Source organism: Noviherbaspirillum sp. UKPF54 (assembly GCF_007874125.1).
Lineage (GTDB): Bacteria > Pseudomonadota > Gammaproteobacteria > Burkholderiales > Burkholderiaceae_D > Noviherbaspirillum.
The window spans coordinates 3565271-3583088 of the sequence record NZ_CP040128.1 but is presented as its reverse complement, the minus strand read 5'-3'; the positions used below and the strand labels follow the sequence as shown (position 1 = coordinate 3583088).

Below are 17818 nucleotides of genomic sequence, written 5' to 3'. Positions count from 1 at the left end.
TGACGAATCCATGGGCAGCCAAGATAGGCGCGCTCTGATGGAGCGCAATGCAGAATGAGCGTGCGCGGTGCATCGTCTCTTCAGCAGAAACAGCAACGTTGGCGCATCGATATGAAACACGGATTCGACTTCGACTAACCGGACGGAAAAGAGTTATGACGAAAAAACTGCACGACGCGACACAAATCCAGGAAGTTGATTTCAAGGATGCCGTGCGCAATTCCGCACAACAGATCTGGCAAGCCGGACTGGGGGCTTTTTCCATCGCGCGCGACGAGGGCAGCGGCCTGCTCGCCAGGCTGATGAAGGAAGGCGCCAGCCTGCAAACGCGCACGCAGCGATTGGCCGGGCAAACAATTTCGGGCGCGATCGCCAGGATGAGCGAGACTCTCGGCAGGCAGACAGCCGTGCCGCTGGGGAAAATGGAAGAAGTGTTCGAGGAGCGTTTCACGCGCACGCTGCGCAATCTTGGCGTGCCGACCCAGGACGATCTGAAGGCCCTGACAGAGGAAATCGATGGCCTGTGCCAGTCGGTGACGGCCTTGTCGAACGCTGGCGCGCGCGGAAGGAGGACGGCCGCCAGGGGTAAGGAAAAAACTGTGAAGAGCGCCATGCGCAAATCGGCGGCCGGAAGCCGCGCCTGAGATATACCCGCGCTCCCCGGCGTACAATGGCACCCTTGCGCCAGGGGAGAATTTGTGAGCATCGATCTAGACACACCACAGCAGGCGGGCATTGCCGCGCAGGCAGCCACGCACGCGGTCGCCCGGAACGATGAGCCGCCGTTCTTCGCCGTGTCCCTCTTCAAGCTCGCCCTCATGTCCGTGTGCACCGCGGGCTTTTATGAACTGTACTGGTACTACCGGAACTGGCAGCGGATCAAGCAGCGCGAGGGCAGCCGCATCATGCCGTTCTGGCGCGCGTTTTTCTCCTTTTTCTTTTGTTACCAGTGCATTGCCAGGATCCGCGATCTTGGTAATGCCCGCGGCATGCCGATGCGCGCGCCGGCCGGCTTGCTGGCCGCGGGCTGGATCGTCACGACCATGCTGTGGAAGCTGCCCGACCCGTATTGGTGGGCATCGTCGCTGGCGGTGATCTTCCTGCTGCCGGCGCAGGCGCATGCCAACCGCCTCAATGCCGCCGCTTGCCCCGGGCATGAGCGCAACGCGCGCCTGAGCGCGTGGAACTGGCTGGTCGTGGCGCTCGGCGGCAGCTTCACGCTCCTCGCGCTGATCGGCACCTTCGTGCCTGAATAGGCGGTTGCCGGCCATCCTGTTGTATTTGAACCAAACGCGCGCGCCTAAGTAAGCGCCTATTGCACGCCCTCAAACCATCGCCGGTATGACGCGGCAAGATGGTCCATACGTGAATGTGCAATGGGCCGCAATGTCAGGAACCGCAATCAATTTCATGCTGCCGCGCCTGCGCGCGGCGACCGCCTGCGCGGCGCTGTCGCTGCTGCCGGCGGTGGCCGCCGCGTTCGGCTTCGACGATGTCGCCGCCAGAGCCCGCCAGCTGGCCGCCTCCTCCTACAAGGCGCCGCCGAAGAACATTCCGAAGAAGCTTGCCAGTCTCAGCTACGACCAGTACCGCGACATCCGTTTCGAGCGCGACAAGACATACTGGCGCAACGCGAAGCTGCCGTTCGAGCTGGCGTTCTTCCACCAGGGGATGGCGTTCGACAGCCCGGTCAAGATCCACGAAGTCGCCGGCAAGAGCGTGCGCGAAATCCGCTTCGATCCGAAATCCTTCCACTACGGCGCCAACGACCTCCATGCGAAGGACCTTGCCGGGCTGGGCTTTGCCGGCTTTCGCGTGCATTATCCGGTCAACACGCCGAAATACAAGGACGAGGTCCTGGTGTTCCTGGGCGCGAGCTATTTCCGCGCCATCGGCAAGGGCCAGGCCTACGGCTTGTCGGCACGCGGACTGGCGGTCGACACCGCGCTCAATTCCGGCGAGGAGTTTCCGCAATTCGTCGAGTTCTGGATCGAGCGGCCGGGCGCGACGGCAAAGGAGCTGACGGTATACGCGCTGCTCGATTCGCGCCGCGTCACCGGCGCCTACCGCTTCACGCTCAAGCCCGGCGCGGACACTGCCATGGATGTGACGGCGCGGCTCTACCTGCGCGAAAACGTCGCCAAGCTCGGCATCGCGCCGCTCACCAGCATGTATTTCTTCGGCGAGAACCAGCGCGCGCAGGTCGAGGATTATCGGCCGGAAGTGCACGACTCGGACGGCTTGTCGATTCAGTCCGGCTCCGGCGAATGGATCTGGCGCCCGCTGGTGAACCCGCGGCGCCTGCTGGTGACTTCGTTTGCGCTGACCAATCCGCTCGGCTTCGGGCTGATGCAGCGTGACAGGCGCTTCGGCAGCTACGAAGACCTGGAGGCGCATTACGAAGCGCGCCCCAGCGCCTGGGTCGAGCCCCAAGGAGACTGGGGGGCGGGACGGGTCGAGCTGGTCCAGATTCCGACGCCCGACGAAACCAATGACAACGTCGTCGCGTTCTGGGTCCCGGATACGCCTCCCAAGCCGGGGCAGCCCTACGATATCGCCTACCGGCTGTTGTGGCAGAAGGATGCCGAGCGGCGCCCGCCGCTGGCGTGGGCGACGCAGACGCGGCGCGGCCACGGCTGGCTGCGCAAGGCCGACGACAGCATCGCGCTGTCGGTCGACTTCGAGGGGCCGGCGCTGAAAAAGCTGCCCGACGATGCGCGCGTCGAGGCGGTCGTCAGCGCCGACGCCAACGCCCGGATCATCGAGGTGAATGCCTTCCGCAACCCCGCCGGCGGCGGCTGGCGCATGACGACGCGGCTGGCGCGCAACGATGACCGGAAACCGGTCGAATTGCGCGGTTACCTACGCAGTGCCAACAACACCCTGTCAGAAACGTGGAGCTACATCTTGCCCCCGGAGTGAGGCGCGCGCCGGCCGAAACGCACGCCCCCGAGGCGCTGTGCGAACGTTACCTGGGCCGACTGCCGCTATCGCCGCATGAACGCCGCGCACTCGCTGGAAGCATCGCGCCGCGCGCCGGTTTTGCCGCGCTGCACCGCGCGCTGGCCGGCGCACAGGCCGCGCATGCGACGAATGCCGACGCCGTTCACGCGTCGGTGCAAGCGCGCCTGCAGCTGGCATATCGCGCGCCCCGGACCGCTGCACAATCAGGTTCTCAGCCCGGTAATGTCCAGCGCCTGGTGGCCAGGCAGGATGGGAACACACCGCTGCCGTTTGCGCCGCCCGTCAACCGGGCGTCGATGGTGCCGCAGCCCTGGGGCGCGCTCAATCCGCTCGCGCGTTGGCTGCGGGCCGGCGGCAATGAGCGGCGAGCTGCGCGCGCGGGCGATGCGCCCGGCCCGCAGGGAGCATCGCCTCACAACGGCAATCTCCGGCGCGTCGCGCTGCTTGCGCTGATGCTCGCGCAAACCGGGATCGCGGCTTATTTCATGCGCGAGGTGTTGCCCTATCAGGGCGCGACGGCGGCCGAGGCGGCCATGCTGGTGCTCTTCGCGCTGCTGTTCTGCTGGGTGTCCGCCGGGTTCTGGACCGCGTTGGCGGGATTTATGGCGCTGGTGCGCGGCGACGACCGCTATCTCATCTCGCGCGCTCGCAATGACCGGGCGCCGATCGATCCGGGCGCGCGCACTGCGATCGTGATGCCGATCTGTAACGAGGACGTGGGGCGGGTGATGGCTGGCCTGCGCGCCACCTACGAATCGCTGCAGCGCAGCGGCGAGCTGGCGCGTTTCGACTTCTTCGTGCTCAGCGACAGCGGCAGCAGCGATATCCGCGCCGCCGAACTGGCGGCATGGGCCGGCCTGTGTCGCGCTGTCGGCGGTTTCGGCCGCATCTTCTACCGGCACCGCAAGCGCCGCGTCAAGCGCAAGAGCGGCAACATCGACGACTTTTGCCGGCGCTGGGGCAAGAACTATCGCTACATGATCGTGCTCGACGCCGACAGCGTTATGAGCGGCGCCTGCCTGGCCACGCTGGTGCGGCTGATGGAAGCCAACCCGGACGCCGGCATCATCCAGACCGCGCCGCGCGCCGCTGGCCGCGACACCCTGTATGCGCGCATCCAGCAGTTCGCCACGCGCCTGTACGGGCCGCTCTTCACGGCCGGACTGCATTTCTGGCAGCTGGGCGAGTCGCATTACTGGGGGCATAACGCGATCATCCGAGTCGCGCCCTTCATGCGCCACTGCGCGTTGTCGCCGCTGCCGGGGCGCGGCGCGCTGGCTGGCGAGATCCTGTCGCACGACTTCGTCGAAGCGGCGCTGATGCGTCGCGCCGGCTGGGGCGTGTGGATCGCCTACGACCTCGACGGCAGCTACGAGGAAATGCCGCCCAACCTGCTCGACGAACTCAAGCGCGACCGGCGCTGGTGCCATGGCAACCTGATGAATTTCCGGCTGTTCGCCGCCCGCGGCATGCACCCGGTGCATCGCGCCGTGTTCGTCACCGGCGTGATGGCATACCTGTCGGCGCCCTTGTGGTTCCTGTTCCTGGCGCTGTCGACCGGCCTGCTGGCGTTGCACACGTTGGTCGAGCCGCAGTATTTCGTCGAACCGCGCCAGCTGTTCCCCATCTGGCCGCAATGGCATCCGGAAAAGGCGCTGGCGCTTTTTTCCGCCACCGCCACGCTCCTGTTCCTGCCCAAGATACTGAGCGTGCTGCTGGCCTGCCGCGACGGCGCGCGCCAGTTCGGCGGGTGCGCTCGCGTGGTCGCCGGGGCTTTGCTCGAAATGCTGGTGTCGATGTTGATGGCGCCGGTGCGCATGCTGTTCCACACCCGCTTCGTGGCGGCCGCCTTTCTCGGCTGGGCCCTGCACTGGAAATCGCCGCCGCGCGCCGATTCGGAAACCACCTGGCGCGAAGCGTGCGGCAAGCACGGCCTGCACACGCTGCTGGGGCTGGCATGGGGCGGCACGGTGTACTGGCTCAACCCGTCGTTTCTTCCCTGGCTTTTGCCGATCGCGGGCGCGCTGGCACTGTCGGTGCCGCTGTCGGTGTTGTCGAGCCGGGTGTCGCTGGGGCGGCGCCTGCGACGCGCCGGGCTGTTCGTGACGCCCGAAGAAAGCGCACCGCCGCCGGAGTTGCGGGCGTGCGGCGAGCATCAGCGTGCGGCCGGCGAGCTGCCCGGCTTCATCGACGCGGTGGTCGATCCGGTCGTCAACGCGCTGGCCTGCGCGGCGGCCATGGCGCGCCCCGGGCTGCCGCCGGTGTTGCGGGCCGCGCGGGAGGCGCTGGCTCGCACGGCGCTGCGTGCCGGGCCGGACGCGCTCGACGAGAAGCAGAAGGCGGCGCTGCTGGACGACCCGTTGCTGTTATCGCAGCTGCACCATGACGTGTGGACCTGCGCCTATGCTCACGAGCGCTATCGCGTTGCGCAAGAAAAAGCTTGAAGCGCGAAAAGACGCGTTCGATTCCCGGGCACGCTCCTTGCAGGTCTAGCGTGGCATGAAGGAAGGCAGTGTCGATGAAAAACAGGCAGGCTCTGGCCAGATGGGTGCTGGCGGCATTGCGCAGGGCGGGGTGGGCGCCTGCGGGGCTGTTCGGCTTTTATCTGATCGCTTCGCTCGTATTCAACGCCTACCCCTTGTACTGGTGGCTCGACAGCGCGACACACTTCAGCGGCGGGGCGGCGCTGTCGTACTTCCTGCTCGACCTGTTCGACAGCGCGGACGATGTCATTGGCCATATACCGCGGCCGATCCGCATGACGCTGGTGTTTTCCTGCGTCGGTTTGGCCGCGATCTGCTGGGAGTTTTACGAGTTTCTTAGTGACTATTTTTTCGGCACGACCATGCAGTGGGGACTGGCGGATACCATGTCCGACCTGTTCTTCGGCTTGCTCGGCAGCGCCGCTTTCCTGGTGCAGCAACGATTGCGCGGGGTGTTCTCCCGCTTTGGGAAGCGCGCCGACGCAAGCAAGCGCGAGGCGCGCTGATCTTGCATGCAATCATGGCTACGCTTGCGCAAGCCGGCACACGCAGTCTTGTAGCGGAAGTGATCCGACCGTCAAGGTCAAAAACTTCAGGGATGCATGAAAACTATTCACGTATGCGGCCGGCGCCGGCCATGCAAAATCGATGGCACGCCGTTCGTGCGGTGACATGACAAGAACGTGCGCCGGCTTGACCGTGATCGGGCCGGACAAGACAACGAAGAGGACAAGTGATGTATTCGAAGCAAATTCTGACGCTGGATGAAGTGAAGGCAGTGGTTGCGGCAGCGGAAGCCGAGGCGAAGCGCAACGGCTGGGCGGTGACGATCGCGGTGGTGGACGATGGCGGCCATCTTCTTTCGCTGCAACGGCTCGACAACGCAGCGCCGATTTCCGCCAGCATTGCCGCTGCCAAGGCCCGCACCGCCGCGCTGGCCCGGCGCGAAACCAAGTTTCATGAAGACATGATCAACAATGGCCGCTTTGCATTCGTCACGGCGCCGGATGTGGAAGGCCTGCTGGAAGGCGGCGTGCCGATCCTGCATGAGGGCGCGTGCCTGGGCGCCGTCGGCGTATCCGGCGTGAAGGCGTCCGAAGACGCGCAAGTCGCCAAAGCGGGGATCGCGGCGCTGGGACTGTGAGGATGCGCAGGCATGGCCTGCGTCATCCCGTCATCATAGATGTCGCTGGCGTCAGTGGCGCGGGGAGAATTTCTCGGCGAGCTGGCGCAATTTCTCTGCGTGCTGGCGCTCGGCCTTGAGCGCTTCCTGCTGCGCCTTTTTCTGTTCCGCCGCTTTCTTGAATCGCGCCCGCAGAGTTTCTGCCGCATGGGTGCGATGGGTGTCGTCGACGTCGCCGGCGGGCGTGCCATCCAGGTTGAATCTGGAGACGGCTTTTTCCATCGATTTCAGATAGCGCGATGAACCGGTGTGAAGGCCGAGCGCGATCCGCAAGGTCTTTTTGTTCACGTCCGGCATCTGCGCAAGAAGCTGCTTGTCGATCCCGATGGCAAGCGGCTTGTTTTCGCGGAAGACCGGAAAATTCTCTTGAATCTGTTTCAGCAGCGCGCGCGCGGCATCGACTGCGTTAGAGGCGGTGGCAGGCATAGTCATTGACAATGATAGGAAGATAAAGCTCGCAGGGGCGGAAGAATACCACGATGGCGCCCTCCGCTTCGCCCGGAAATGGAATGGGGGCTTCGGTTTTGTCGGCAGCGCGTGCAAAATACACGGCATCGGCGCACAGGCCGGACTTTTTGCCGAGGGAGGAAGAATGACGAGATATCTTGTGTTCGCGCTTGCCGTGTTGAGCGCAGTTTCCGCCACTGCAGTGCCCGCTGCCTGGTACAAGTGGCGCAGCAAGCTCAACGGCACGGTCGTCTGTGCCCAGGTCATGCAGGGGGAATGGGAAAAAGCAGACGGTCCATTCAGGGACGCGCGCTGCGAAAGGCCGGGGCTGCCCGGCAGATGAACGCTGCGGCGGGAAAGCGCTGCGCCTTTCCGCCGCGTGCAGACGTTGGGCTTACTTCTCGACGAACGCGCGTTCGATCACGTAGTGGCCCGGATGGCTCATGTTGCCTTCCTTGAAGCCGAAGCTTTCCAGCACGGCGACCGTATCCTTCAGCATTGCCGGGCTGCCGCACAACATGAAGCGGTCGTTTTCCAGGTCCGGTTCCGGCAGGCCGAGTTCCTCGAACAGTTTGCGGCTTTCGATCAGGGTCGGGATGCGGCCCTGGTTCTTGAACGGCTCGCGCGTCACGGTCGGGAAATAGGCCAGCTTGTCGGACACCATCTCGCCGAAGAATTCATTGTTCGGCAAATCGGTGATGCGCTCCTGGTACGCCAGTTCGTGGATCTGGCGGCAGCCGTGCACCAGCACCACCTTCTCGAATTTTTCGTAGACGTCCGGGTCCTGGATGATGCTCATGAACGGTGCCAGGCCGGTGCCGGTGCCGAGCAGGTACAGGCGCTTGGCCGGCAGCAGGTTTTGCGTGAGCAGGGTGCCGGATGCCTTGCGGCCGACCAGGATGGTGTCGCCCGGCTGGATGTTCTGCAGGCGCGAGGTCAGCGGACCATCCTGCACCTTGATGCTCAGGAATTCGAGGTTTTCTTCGTAGTGAGGGCTTACCATGCTGTATGCGCGCATCAGCGGCTTGCCGTCGACCTGCAGGCCGATCATGGCAAACTGGCCGCTCTGGTAACGGAAGCTGGTGTCGCGCGTCGTCGTGAAGGAAAACAGGCGGTCGGTCCAGTGATGCACCGTCAACACCTTGGCTTCAAACATATTACTCATGGTTCGCCTTTCAGAAGCTAAAAGAATATTTCAAATAGATGATTATTTTAAAGCCTTCGGCACAGCGCGTCGCGGGCAACGCTGGGAGGTGTTGCTCCCATTATCAAAGCGTCAATTCTGTCCGAATGCGAGCTGATACAGGTATCAATGCCGCACAGATGCCCGTCGCTGAAAAACATACGCAGGCCGATATCGCTGATCGGCTCGATGCGGAATAACGCAACCGTGTTCCTCGTCGGCTTGCTGCTGTGGCGCCGGATTTCGCATTCGGCGCAGCGGCAGGACTAGCGCAAGGATTGGTGCGTTAATGTCGCGTGCTCGTCTCCCCCGCATCAGCCTGAGCGTGCGGGAAGCGGTATGCAGCGTGATTTCCGACGGCCACACCGGGATACCAGCGTGGCGAGGGCGGCTCAAACCCTGAACTATAGCAGAGTACGTTCCGAACTCCACGCGGTACCTGGCGCGGCATATATATATTTTGGCGATATGCTAATGCCGGCGGCGTCGGCGCTGCGGCCATGCCATTACCGGGTTTTGCCATGAAATGAAAAAGGCCGCCTGCCTCGCCGGCAGACGGCCTTCGACACATCCCGGGCAGCCTTAATTACTTTCCAGGAAAGTCCGCAGCCGGTCCGCGCGCGAGGCGTGGCGCAGCTTGTTCATCGCCTTCGATTCGATCTGGCGGATGCGCTCGCGGGTGACGTCGAACTGCTTGCCGACTTCTTCCAGCGTGGCGTCGCTCGCCATGTCGATCCCGTAGCGCATGCGCAGCACCTTCGCTTCGCGCGCCGGCAGCGAGTCCAGCACATCCTTGATCACGTTGCGCATCGATGCGTGCAGCGCGGCGTCGGCTGGCGACAGCGTGGAGCTGTCCTCGATGAAGTCGCCCAGCTGCGAGTCGCCGTCGTCGCCCATCGGCGTATCCATCGACACCGGCTCCTTGGCGATCTTCAGGATTTCGCGCACCTTCTTTTCCGGCATGTCCATCTTCTTCGCCAGCATCGCGGCGTCCGGCTCGGAACCGGTCTCCATCAGGATCTGGCGCGAGATGCGGTTCATCTTGTTGATCGTTTCGATCATGTGCACTGGCACGCGGATGGTGCGCGCCTGGTCGGCGATGGCGCGCGTGATGGCCTGGCGGATCCACCAGGTCGCATAGGTCGAGAACTTGTAGCCGCGGCGGTATTCGAACTTGTCCACCGCCTTGAGCAAGCCGATATTGCCTTCCTGGATCAGGTCGAGGAACTGCAGGCCGCGGTTGACGTACTTCTTCGCGATCGAAATTACCAGGCGCAGGTTGGCTTCCACCATCTCGCGCTTGGCGTTGCGCGCCTTCATCTCGCCGGTCGTCATCTGCTTGTTGATCTTGCGCAGTTCTGCCAGCGGCAGCGCCACGCGCGCCTGCAGGTCGCCCAGCCGCTTCTGGTATTCCTTCACCGCCGGGATGTGGCGGCGCAGCGTGACGGCATAGGCCTTGTCGCTGTCGGCTTCGGCATCGACCCAGGCCAGGTTGGTCTCGTTGCCCGGGAAAACCTTGATGAAATGCTCGCGCGGCATGCCGCACTTGTTGACCGCGATATCGAGGATCTGGCGTTCCAGGCGGCGCACTTCCTCGACCTGGGAGCGCAGCATGTCGCACAGCTTTTCCACCATCTTGGCGGTAAAGCGCATGCCGAGCAGGTCGGCGGTGATCGTCTGTTGCGCTTCGCGGTAGGCGTTGGAATGCGTGCCTTCCTGTTCGGCCACGGCGCGCATCTTGTCGAAATGCGCCGCGATCAGCGCGAAGCGCTCCAGCGCGGTCTTCTGCAGCTGCGCCAGCTGCTCTTCCGACAGGCTGGCCGCGCCGCTGCCGGACGTGCTGTCGTCTTCCTCGTCGTCGGCGGCGTCTTCGTCCAGTTCCTCGTCGTCTTCCTCGTCGTCGGCGGCGCTGGCGACAACGGCCGCCTCATCCGGCGTGGTCGGGTCGACCAGACCGTCGACCACGTCGTCGATGCGGATTTCGTCCTTCCTGATGCGCTCGACCTGCGCCAGGATTTCCTCGATCGCGGCCGGGCAGGCGGACACCGCCTGCATCATGTCGGTGAAGCCGGCTTCGATGCGCTGCGCGATCTCGATTTCGCCCTGGCGGGTCAACAGCGGCACGGTCGCCATCTCGCGCATGTACATGCGCACCGGATCGGTGGTGCGGCCGAAGTCGGCGTCCACGCTGGACAGCGCGGTGTTGACGGCCGCTTCCGCGTCGTCGTCGCTGACCGCCACCACGTTATCGGACAGCAGCAGCGTCTCGGCATCGGGCGCCTGGTCGTACACGGCGATGCCCATGTCGGACAGCGTGGCGATGATGCTGTCGAGCGTTTCCTGGCTGGTCGAGTCGTCCGGCAAGTGGTCGTGGATCTCGGCGTGGGTCAAAAAGCCGCGCTCCTTGCCGGCCTTGACCAGCGCCATGATCTGCTTGCGCCGCACTTCCATGTCTTCCGCGCTCATGCTGGCGCTCGTGGTCTTGCGCGCGCGCGAAGCCGCCGTCATTTCGGCGCGCTCCACCGCGTTGACCGCGGCCAGCTCGTCGTGTTCCGGCTGGTATTCGGACGGGCGGCGACCGCGCCGGCCCGGCACTTTCACCGCCGGCAGGGTGTAGCCGGAAGTGTCGATCTCGGCCGCTGTCGTGGCCGGTTCGGCGGCCGGCTTGTCCTGGCGCGGCGCGGCCTTGGTCCTGGCCGGTGTCGTTGCCGCGGGCGCTGCGGACGCCGCCGGTGCGGCCGGCGGCGCAATGCGCTCGGCCGCCGGCTTGGCCACGGTCCTGGGCACCGCTTTGCGTACCACCACGACTTTCGGCTTGGCCGCGTCGGGCGCAGCGGGTTCGCCACCGGCCGTCACGTTGCCGGTCGCCGGAAGCTCGGGCGCGGCCGTTTCCTTGGCGGGCGACAGCAGGCGCGAGCGCTTGGTGACGACGGTCACCTTGGTCGGAGGTTGCAGCGCATCGGCGGCGTGTTCGATGGTACGCGCCATGCCGGGCTCGACCGGCGTCGCCTCCGGCTTGGCAGTCTTTGCGGTTAGTGTCAGCGTTTTAACGGGTTTGGTCATTGCTTCAATCAATACAAGATGCGACGCACTGCATGAAGCCATGACAGCCATGCGACTTCAGCGGCGCAGCGGGCGCCATGCTGTTACTGGTGCGTCGGTCTTACTTGCTGGGGGTAATAATGTTGATCAATATCGAGGCAAATCTTGTGCTGTCACGGGATGAAGACATCCGGCAGCAGCAGCCCTGTATCCATGTCCATTGCGGCCAGCAGAGCAGGGGCGCGTATTATATATTGCTCTTTGCAAAAAGACTTGCGCGCCACATCAATGTCTCGCTTTACAACAGACGGCCGGCCGTCGGCAGGCTCGGCGGCTTCGGGCGATAATGCCGGATGCTGTGTTGTCACGTTCAATCAATGAAGGAAAGTATGAGCAAAAAGCCATCACGTACACTGACATTCAAGTGCCGCAAATGTTCGAAGCCGGTGACGGTATTTCTGCAAAAAGTCTCCGCCTGTTCCCATATCCAGCCGTATCAAGGCATCTGCGCCTGCGGCGAAGTGATGCGCCACGCCACCGGGCAAAAGGATGCGGTCGAATCGTATCTCGCTTCCGACGGCGACTGGTCGCACCACCATCATTGAATCGGCCGGGCATCGAGAGTTCAACATGAATGACAATCATTTTTCCGCGGATGACTGGCGGCGACTGCTGCGCCACATTGGCGAGGACCCGCAGCGCCAGGGTTTGCAGGATACGCCGGAGCGCGTCGATCGCGCCTGGAAGCACTGGACGTCCGGTTACGGCCAGGACCCGGCCGAGATCCTGAAAGTGTTCGAGGACGGCGCCGAAAAATACAATGAACTGATCGTGGTGCGCGGCATCCCGGTCTACAGTCATTGCGAGCATCACCTCGCGCCATTCTTCGGCAGCGCCACAGTCGGCTACACGCCGAACGGACGCATCGTCGGCCTGTCCAAGCTGACCCGGCTGGTGGAATGCTTTTCCAAGCGGCTGCAGGTGCAGGAACGGCTCACGATCCAGATCGCCGAAGCGCTCATGACGCATCTGCAGCCGCTGTCGGTCGGCGTGGTGATCCGCTGCCGCCACATGTGCATGGAAAGCCGCGGCATCCGCACGCCGGGACAGGAAACGGTCACCTCGGCGCTGCTGGGCGAGATGCAAACCAATTTCCCGCTGCGCACCGAATTCCTCGCGTTAGCAAGAGAGAAAGACTAGCCGGAGTCGATGTTGCATTCGGCGCACTGACGCGTCGCAGTTGCGCGACTTGTTGACATCACAGACCTTGTTGTGTGGAGGCATGGTTTCCATCAATTAAGATGAATCATGCAGGCGGCATCGGCCGCATACTCCAAGTGCCGCGACGCGGCATTCGCTTCCATTGAAAGGCGGGCAACATGGGCTGGTTTTCGCAAAGCCAAGAAAAATCGCTGCTGGGCCAGCTTCTGGTCAGGCAGAAGCTGATCTCCGAAGAACAACTGGCGCAAGCCATTGCGCAGCAGCGCAAGACCGGCCAGCGCCTGGGCGACATTCTCGCCGAGTGGAACCTTCTTACCCAGCACCACATCGAGCGTGCGCTGCGCAAGCAGCGCCAGCTGCGCCTGGCCGCCGCGCTCGTGACCGCCTTGGTCGCGCCGATCGAGGCGCTGGCAGTCGCGCCCGCCCCGGCCGCGCCGGTCAGCGTGCAAACCGCCGGGCAGGAGGGGCGCGGCGGCTTGCTGGCGCTGAGCGAGGACGATCTCGGTGAAATTGCGGCGCAGGGGCTCGACGACAGCCTGCTGCATCAGGTCCGGTCGAAAGACGGGGGCGTCAAGACGCTCGGAAAGCTGGTCACCGCGATGAATCCGGTGCTGGATTTCCTGGAAGCGGATACCACGATCAAGGACGTGGCGTACGATCCTGCCCGCGCCAGGACGACGGTCAATCCGGACGGCTCGATCACCTTGTCCATGCCCAGTTCGATCGGTGAAATCAATTTCGACAATATCCGCGTCAAGGGCGACACTTCCGGCGCGAGCTTCGGCAGCATTTCCATCAAGGCAATCGACTTCACCGGCACTACGCTGACAGTCGCCGCGCACAAATCCTCCAGATAGATCGAAGTCAAACGTCATGCCTCCCGCAGACGCACAATAAGAGCCTGATCGAAAGCAGGACTGCTCTGCGTAGGAGGTCGCCATGGACCAGGCAACAAGGGATTTCGTACAACGCATCATCGAGCACGCCAGGGATTTGACCCTGGCAACAATCCGGCCGGATGGATACCCGCAGGCCACCACGGTCAGCTACGCCAACGACGGATTGACCATCTACATCGGCATCGGCAAGAACAGCCAGAAGGCGAACAACATCCGCCATTGCAACAAGGTGTCGCTCACGATCAATGAGGACTACGAGGACTGGAACCAGATCAAGGGCGTGTCGATGGGCGCAACCGCCGAGATCCTGACCGATTCCGAAGAAATCAAACGTGCGACCGAGTGCATGCTCAAGCGCTACCCGCACATCTCCGAATGGGCACAGTCCGACGCCGCTTCCGATATCGTCCTGTTGAAGATCACGCCGCAGGTGATCTCGGTGCTCAATTATGAAAAAGGGTTCGGCCACACTGATCTGGTGACGGCGCCGTGACGGCAGCTGGCCGGATGACGCAGCATCTTCACGAGGGCATCGCACATGCATGAGCTGGAAGTGGACGTGGCCGTCATCGGCGCCGGCAGCGCCGGCCTGACCGCGTACAAGGCGGCGCGCTCGCACCACGACAAGCGCGTGGTGCTGATCGAAGGCGGCCCCTACGGCACTACCTGCGCGCGCGTGGGCTGCATGCCCAGCAAGCTGCTGATTGCTGCGGCCGAAGCGGCCCATGGCATGAGCGCGGCGCCGGCGTTCGGCGTATTCCCCGGCGCGGTGCGCGTCGACGGGCGCGCGGTCATGGCGCGGCTGCGCGCGGAGCGCGACCGCTTCGTCGATTATGTGGTCGCCGGCGTCGACCGCATCGACCCCGCCGACCTGCTGCGCGGCAGCGCGCGCTTCCTCGATGCCGCGCGCCTGCAGGTCGGTGAGCACACCCTCGTGCATGCGCGCAGCGTGGTGATCGCGACCGGCTCCAGCCCGCACGTGCCGCCCAAACTGGGCGCGGCGGGCGAGCTGCTGGTGGTCAACGACGACGTCTTCGCATGGGACGATCTGCCCGAGTCGGTCGCGGTGGTCGGCACCGGCATCATCGGGCTCGAAATCGGGCAGGCGCTGCAGCGGCTGGGCGTGCGCGTGACGCTGTTCGGGCGCGGCGGCAAGGTCGCGCAGCTGGCCGATCCCGCCGTGCTCGCCGCCGCAGTCGGCGCATTCCGGCAAGAGCTCGACCTGCGCCTGGACACGGAATTGCTCGACGTGCGGCGCGACGGCGGGCAGGTGACGATCCGCTCGCGCGGCGCCGACGGCAGCGAGCGCAGCGACTCGTTTTCATTGCTGCTGGCGGCGGCCGGGCGCGTGCCCAATCTGCGCCCGCTGTGCCTCGAGCGCACCGGCATTGCGCTCGACACGCGCGGGTTGCCGCTGTTCGATGCGCATACCATGCAGTGTTGCGACAGCACTATTTTCATCGCCGGCGACGCGGACAACGAAAGGCCGCTGCTGCACGAGGCGATCGACCAGGGGCGCATCGCGGGCGACAACGCGGCGCGCTATCCCGATGTGCGCCCGGGCCTGCGCCGCACGCCGCTGGCCATCGTCTTTACCGACCCGCAGATCGCCAGCGTCGGCCAGGGCTGGCGCAGCCTGCGGCCGGGCAGCTTCGCGGTGGGCTCGGTGTCGTTCGACAACCAGGGCCGCAGCCGGGTGATGCGGCAGAACCGCGGGTTGCTGCGGCTGTACGCCGAGCACGGTTCGGGGCGCCTGCTGGGCGCCGAAATGGCCGGGCCGCGCGCCGAGCACCTGGCGCACCTGCTGGCCTGGGCCTGCCAGAGCGGCATGACGGTCGAGCAGATGCTGCAGATGCCGTTCTACCATCCGGTGATCGAGGAGGGATTGCGCAGCGCGCTGCACGATGCGCAGGACAAGCTGTTGAAGGGTGAGCCGGAAATCGAGCACTGCACCGACTGCACGCCGGGCATGTGACGCCGCACTGCGGCCAGGATGAGGGGCGCCGGTCCCGCCGGCGCATCAAACCGGCCGTGAGGGCCGTGATCAGGCCGTGATCAGGCCGACCAGATGTTGCCGCGCAACGTCGAACTCGCGCCGCAGGCCGGCAAGGAGCACTCCGGCGCCATCCAGCGTACCCTCGCGTCCGAGCCGTTCCAGCTCCATGCAGTGCTTGCGCATGCGCTGCGCGCCGAGATTTTCTATGCTCGACAGGAAACGGTGGGCCGCCGACACCAGGTCTTCGGCGCTGTTGGCGGCAAGCGCATTGCCGATGTTTTCCAGGTGCTTGGGCGAGTCGTTGATGAATAGCCGCACGATATCCGCCAGCAGCGTCGGATTGTTTTCATCCTGCAGCTCCACCAGCTGGTCGATGCGGCGGCGGTCGATGATGACGTCGTGTTCGCCGTCCTCGCTGGCAGCCGCCCCGGCCACGGAGGTCAGCACGTTGCGGATGTCTTCCAGCTCCACCGGCTTGGAGACGTAGGCATTCATGCCGGCGGCCAGGCATTTCTCGCGGTCGCCGGGCATCGCGTTGGCGGTCATCGCGATCACCCGCGGCGGGCCGTCGCCAAAACGCGCGCGCAGGCGGCGCGTGGCTTCCAGCCCGTCCATCTCCGGCATCTGCACATCCATCAATACGACGTCGTAATTCTGCCGTTCCAGCGCATCGAGCACCTCGACGCCGCTGGCCACCACGTCGGCGCGGTAGCCCAGGTGCGCCAGCAGCTGCTGCACCACTTTCTGGTTCACGGTGTTGTCTTCGGCCACCAGGATGGTGAGCGGCAGGGTTTCGGCCAGCTTGCCGGCGGGCGTGCGGATGGCTTGCGCCTGGCGCGGCTCGATCTGCATGGCGTGCAGCAGCGCGTCGAACAGCGCGGTCGGCTTGATCGGCTTGTTCAGGTAGGCGGAAAACTGGATCTTCGTCATCTGCACGTCGCGCGGCCGGGTCGCTACCGAGGTCAGCATGATCAGCGGCAGCGCCTGCGGGTCGCGGTACTTGCGGATTTCCAGCGCCAGCCCGAGGCCGTCCATTTCCGGCATGCTCATGTCGAGGATGGCGACGTCGAACGCGTGGCCGTGGCGCACGAAATCCATCGCTTCGATCGCCGAGGCCGCGGCGGACGGCACCATGCCCCACAGCAGCGCCTGTTTCACCAGGATGCGGCGGTTGGTGCTGTTGTCGTCCACGATCAGCACGCGCTTGCCGGCCAGCGCCGACGAGCGCTCCTGCAGGAAAGTGTGCGCCCACTGCGAGCCGGAGGCATCGGCCTGGATCGTGAAGTGGAAGGTCGAGCCGCTGCCGACGGTGCTGTCGACCCACATGGACCCGCCCATGACTTCGGCCAGGCGCTTGGAAATGGCCAACCCCAGGCCGGTGCCGCCGTACTTGCGGGTGGTCGACGCGTCGACCTGGGTGAACACCTGGAACAGTTCGGACAGCCGCTCCTGCGGAATGCCGATGCCGGTGTCGCGCACCGAGAACTGGATTTCGTGGCGCGGCTCGGCCAGTGCCGAGGCGGATACCGACACCACGACTTCGCCGTGATGGGTGAACTTGATGGCGTTGGACAGCAGGTTGACCAGGATCTGGCGCAGCCGGGTCACGTCGCCCACCAGCGAGGCCGGCACGCTGTCGTCGATGAAGTAGGCGAGGTTGATGTTTTTTTCGGAAGCGTCCGAGGCCAGCAGGTCGAGCGACTCTTCCACGCAGCGGCGCAGGTCGAACGGCTGGCGCTCGATGTCGAGCTTGCCGACCTCGATCTTGGAGTAGTCGAGAATGTCGTTGATGATGGTCAGCAGCACTTCGCTGGAGGCGCGGATGGTTTCCGCGTAATCGCGCTGCTCTTCGTCGATATGCGTGTTGAGCAACAGGCTGGTCATGCCGATGACGGCGTTGAGCGGCGTGCGGATTTCATGGCTCATGTTGGCCAGGAACATGCTCTTGGCCTGCATCGCCGCTTCCGCCTTTTCCTTGGCCTCGTGCAGCTCGCGCTCGTACGCCTTGCGCGCGGAGATGTCGCGCAGGATCACGGTATGGATCACGCCGCCGTCGACGGCGAGCCTGGAAATCGATGCTTCCGCCGGAAATTCGGAGCCGTCCTTGCGGATGGCGAAGATGGAGCGGCGCTCGGCCATCTTGCGCGCGTACTGTCCGGAGCGGTCGAAGCTGTCGATATGCTTGCCGTGGTCCGCGTGATAGCGCGGCGGCAGCAGCACATTCAGGTGCTGGCCGATCGCTTCCTGCTCGCTCCAGCCGAATACCCGCTCCGCGCCCTGGTTGAACAGGATGATGCGCTGCTTGCCGTCGACGCAGATGATCGCATCGTCAGCAATGCTGAGGATGCCATTCAGTTGCGCGGTGGTGAGGTTGGCGTTGGTCATGGGCGGGCGACGGAC

Annotated in this window: 17 protein-coding genes; 11 read left to right on the top strand and 6 right to left on the bottom strand. The window is 64.5% G+C overall.

The genetic code is table 11. The features are described 5' to 3' along the window. Window positions 1–155: 155 nt before the first annotated feature. The 6 genes from FAY22_RS16630 to FAY22_RS16605 all read left to right on the top strand — a co-directional run bounded on the left by FAY22_RS16630 (window position 156) and on the right by FAY22_RS16605 (window position 6591). The gene (locus tag FAY22_RS16630) at window positions 156–644 is read left to right on the top strand and encodes a phasin family protein (RefSeq protein ID WP_168204862.1); all 489 of its coding nucleotides are present in this window, start codon (window positions 156–158) and stop codon (window positions 642–644) included. Window positions 645–698: 54 nt separating this feature from the next. Further along, entirely contained in the window at window positions 699–1256 is a 558-nt protein-coding gene (locus tag FAY22_RS16625) for a hypothetical protein (protein WP_146331242.1), read from the top strand. A 154-nt stretch (window positions 1257–1410) separates the two neighbouring features. Next, window positions 1411–2922: a glucan biosynthesis protein G gene (locus tag FAY22_RS16620; RefSeq protein ID WP_146333497.1), complete on the top strand. Its 1512-nt coding sequence runs from the start codon at window positions 1411–1413 to the stop codon at window positions 2920–2922. Next, a complete protein-coding gene (mdoH, locus tag FAY22_RS16615) occupies window positions 2895–5408 on the top strand; it encodes a glucans biosynthesis glucosyltransferase MdoH (RefSeq protein WP_146331241.1) in 2514 nt (837 codons plus the stop codon). Before FAY22_RS16620 ends, mdoH begins: the two co-directional genes overlap by 28 nt. Window positions 5409–5482: 74 nt before the next feature. Further along, entirely contained in the window at window positions 5483–5953 is a 471-nt protein-coding gene (locus tag FAY22_RS16610; protein WP_146331240.1) for a hypothetical protein, read from the top strand. 230 nt (window positions 5954–6183) lie between these two features. Continuing rightward, window positions 6184–6591 carry a heme-binding protein gene (locus FAY22_RS16605; RefSeq protein WP_146331239.1) on the top strand — a complete coding sequence of 136 codons (408 nt, stop codon included), beginning with the start codon at window positions 6184–6186 and terminating at the stop codon, window positions 6589–6591. 51 nt (window positions 6592–6642) lie between these two features. Here the strand turns inward: FAY22_RS16605 and FAY22_RS22695 are convergent, their stop codons facing one another. From FAY22_RS22695 to FAY22_RS16575, 5 genes are all read right to left on the bottom strand, one after another. Further along, the gene (locus FAY22_RS22695) at window positions 6643–7344 is read right to left on the bottom strand and encodes a ProQ/FINO family protein (protein WP_371417303.1); all 702 of its coding nucleotides are present in this window, start codon (window positions 7342–7344) and stop codon (window positions 6643–6645) included. A 127-nt stretch (window positions 7345–7471) separates the two neighbouring features. Continuing rightward, on the bottom strand, window positions 7472–8242 hold the full coding sequence (locus FAY22_RS16590; protein ID WP_040041811.1) for a ferredoxin--NADP reductase: 771 nt from the start codon (window positions 8240–8242) through the stop codon (window positions 7472–7474). A 47-nt stretch (window positions 8243–8289) separates the two neighbouring features. Beyond that, the gene (locus FAY22_RS22690) at window positions 8290–8502 is read right to left on the bottom strand and encodes a hypothetical protein (RefSeq protein WP_146333495.1); all 213 of its coding nucleotides are present in this window, start codon (window positions 8500–8502) and stop codon (window positions 8290–8292) included. A 340-nt stretch (window positions 8503–8842) separates the two neighbouring features. Next, a complete protein-coding gene (gene rpoD / locus FAY22_RS16580; RefSeq protein WP_210411839.1) occupies window positions 8843–11323 on the bottom strand; it encodes an RNA polymerase sigma factor RpoD in 2481 nt (826 codons plus the stop codon). A gap of 152 nt (window positions 11324–11475) precedes the next feature. Next, window positions 11476–11670 (bottom strand): hypothetical protein, encoded by a 195-nt coding sequence (locus tag FAY22_RS16575; RefSeq protein ID WP_146331236.1) that lies wholly within the window; start codon window positions 11668–11670, stop codon window positions 11476–11478. A gap of 21 nt (window positions 11671–11691) precedes the next feature. Here FAY22_RS16575 and FAY22_RS16570 point away from each other — a divergent pair, with 21 nt between their 5' ends. The 5 genes from FAY22_RS16570 (at window position 11692) to FAY22_RS16550 (ending at window position 15397) form a co-directional block, all read left to right on the top strand. Further along, window positions 11692–11907 carry a hypothetical protein gene (locus FAY22_RS16570; RefSeq protein WP_146331235.1) on the top strand — a complete coding sequence of 72 codons (216 nt, stop codon included), beginning with the start codon at window positions 11692–11694 and terminating at the stop codon, window positions 11905–11907. A 25-nt stretch (window positions 11908–11932) separates the two neighbouring features. Then, on the top strand, window positions 11933–12502 hold the full coding sequence (folE, locus tag FAY22_RS16565) for a GTP cyclohydrolase I FolE (RefSeq protein ID WP_146331234.1): 570 nt from the start codon (window positions 11933–11935) through the stop codon (window positions 12500–12502). A 179-nt stretch (window positions 12503–12681) separates the two neighbouring features. After that, window positions 12682–13380: a hypothetical protein gene (locus FAY22_RS16560; protein ID WP_146331233.1), complete on the top strand. Its 699-nt coding sequence runs from the start codon at window positions 12682–12684 to the stop codon at window positions 13378–13380. Between the two features lie 82 nt (window positions 13381–13462). Beyond that, on the top strand, window positions 13463–13915 hold the full coding sequence (locus FAY22_RS16555) for a pyridoxamine 5'-phosphate oxidase family protein (RefSeq protein ID WP_146331232.1): 453 nt from the start codon (window positions 13463–13465) through the stop codon (window positions 13913–13915). A gap of 45 nt (window positions 13916–13960) precedes the next feature. Then, window positions 13961–15397 carry a dihydrolipoyl dehydrogenase gene (locus FAY22_RS16550; protein WP_146331231.1) on the top strand — a complete coding sequence of 479 codons (1437 nt, stop codon included), beginning with the start codon at window positions 13961–13963 and terminating at the stop codon, window positions 15395–15397. Window positions 15398–15466: 69 nt separating this feature from the next. Here FAY22_RS16550 and FAY22_RS16545 read toward each other — a convergent pair whose 3' ends face one another. Next, complete coding sequence (locus tag FAY22_RS16545; RefSeq protein WP_146331230.1) at window positions 15467–17803, bottom strand: response regulator; 2337 nt, start codon at window positions 17801–17803, stop codon at window positions 15467–15469. Between the last annotated feature and the right edge of the window lie 15 nt (window positions 17804–17818).